This window comes from Holdemanella sp. (genome assembly GCF_056804935.1).
The window spans coordinates 1-1921 of record NZ_DBMEXE010000266.1 but is presented as its reverse complement, the minus strand read 5'-3'; the positions used below and the strand labels follow the sequence as shown (position 1 = coordinate 1921).

Annotated in this window: 3 protein-coding genes; all 3 read left to right on the top strand. The window is 33.9% G+C overall.

The annotated features are described in order from the left end of the window. Nucleotides 1-107: 107 nt before the first annotated feature. From ACZQCL_RS09135 to ACZQCL_RS09125, 3 genes are read left to right on the top strand one after another with little or no spacing between them, the layout of a single operon-like run. Entirely contained in the window at nt 108-707 is a 600-nt protein-coding gene (locus tag ACZQCL_RS09135) for a PTS transporter subunit EIIC (RefSeq protein ID WP_482482948.1), read from the top strand. Between the two features lie 50 nt (nt 708-757). Further along, the gene (deoD, locus tag ACZQCL_RS09130; RefSeq protein WP_482482946.1) at nt 758-1474 is read left to right on the top strand and encodes a purine-nucleoside phosphorylase; all 717 of its coding nucleotides are present in this window, start codon (nt 758-760) and stop codon (nt 1472-1474) included. Further along, entirely contained in the window at nt 1471-1854 is a 384-nt protein-coding gene (locus ACZQCL_RS09125) for an alkaline phosphatase family protein (protein ID WP_482482944.1), read from the top strand. Before deoD ends, ACZQCL_RS09125 begins: the two co-directional genes overlap by 4 nt. The last annotated feature ends 67 nt before the right edge of the window (nt 1855-1921 follow it).

Below are 1921 nucleotides of genomic sequence, written 5' to 3'. Positions count from 1 at the left end.
CAATAGATAATTACAAGCATTAAAAAAATGAGCATCACAATTTGTGACACTCATTTAGCAAGAACTGTCAGATATTTGTCCTTGACTTTTGAACCAGTTTAGATAGTATGCCTTTTGTAGTAATCATGACAGCAATTGTACAATTGTTCTGGTTCTTTGGGGTTCACGATGCAGCTTTCTCAGGAATTTTAGCACCTATTCGTGAAAGTGGATTATCTGTTAATGCGGCAGCTAAGTTAGCAGGACATGCAATGCCTCGTACATTTACGACTCCATTTTGGGTATATTTCTGTATTATAGGAGGATGTGGATCAGTACTTGCATTAGCAATTTTACTTTGTAAATCTAAATCTAAACAATTAAAAACAGTCGGACGTGTCGGCTTAATTCCAGCATTTTTCAATATTTCAGAGCCAATCATTTTTGGAGTTCCATTAATGTTAAATCCAATTTTCTTTATTCCATTTATTTTAACTTCAACATTAAATTGCTTTATCGCATATTTATGTACTAGTTTAGGTATAATTGGAAAATCATTCGCAATGTTGTCATGGAATATGCCTTCTGTATTTGGAGCATTTTTATCAACAATGGATATTAAGGCTTTGATTCTTGTTGTAGCATTAATCGTATTAGATGGAGTTATTTATTATCCATTCTTAAAAGTTCAAGAAAAAGAATTGCTTGAAGTCGAAGAAGAAGAATGATATTAATTAAGGCGCTATTATGCGCCTTAATTTATTTAGAGGAGGAAATTATGTCAACAGCACACAATAACGCAAATATAGAAGATGTCGCAAAAGTTGTTTTAATGCCAGGCGATCCTTTAAGAGCTAAATTGATTGCCGAGAATTTTTTAGAAAATCCTGTTTTGTTTAATGACGTACGAGGTATGCTTGGATATACAGGAATATATAAAGGACACCGTGTATCTGTCATGGGAAGCGGTATGGGAATGGCCAGCATGGGAATTTATTCGTATGAACTTTTTAAATTCTATGATGTAGATGCCATTATACGAGTTGGTAGTACAGGAAGTTATTCCGAAAAATTACCAATGAAGTCTGTAGCTTTAGTCAAGGGAAGCTATTCAGAATCTACCTATGCCTTAGCACAAAGTGGCGATACAGATACAATGCAATATCCAGATGAAGATTTAAATAAGTTGATTGAAAGTGTAAGTCAAGAAGTTTCAATTCCTGTTGTAAAGACAAATACACATTCTAGTGATGTGTTCTACTATGAAGGGGACTATGAACAACCAGAAAAAATGGCTGAAGAGCAAGATGCACTTTGTGTCGAAATGGAGAGTTTTGCCCTATTCCACAATGCTAAGGTATTGAATAAAAAGGCAGCTTGTTTATTAACTGTATCTGATTCTTTATGCACAAATGAACATTTAAGTACTGAAGAAAGACAAACATCTTTTAATGAAATGATTACTCTTGCCTTAGAAAGTGCGATTCGTTTATGAAATACAAAAAGATAGTTTGTGTCGTTATTGATTCTTTTGGGATTGGACAAGCTACAGATGCCAAAGAATTTGATGATGCAGGTGCCGATACTTTTGGACATATCCTAGAATATCGCCCAGATTTAAAGATAGATAATCTATATCAATTAGGTTTAGGAAATCTTCATCCTTGTGGTAAAGCTTTACAATCAAAAGGCTATGCATTTAAGATGCATGAGGCAAGTTGTTCCAAAGATACAATGACAGGTCATTGGGAAATGATGGGGATTCATACGACAAAACCTTTTAAAACATTTACTGAAAATGGTTTTCCTGATGAATTGGTTCAGGAATTAGAAAGATTAACTGGCCATGTCTTTATTGGAAATAGTCACATTTAATAAAATGGGATATAGACATCATTAATGTCAAATAGGCTTGTACAATTTACCTGTAAGTGAGGTAATG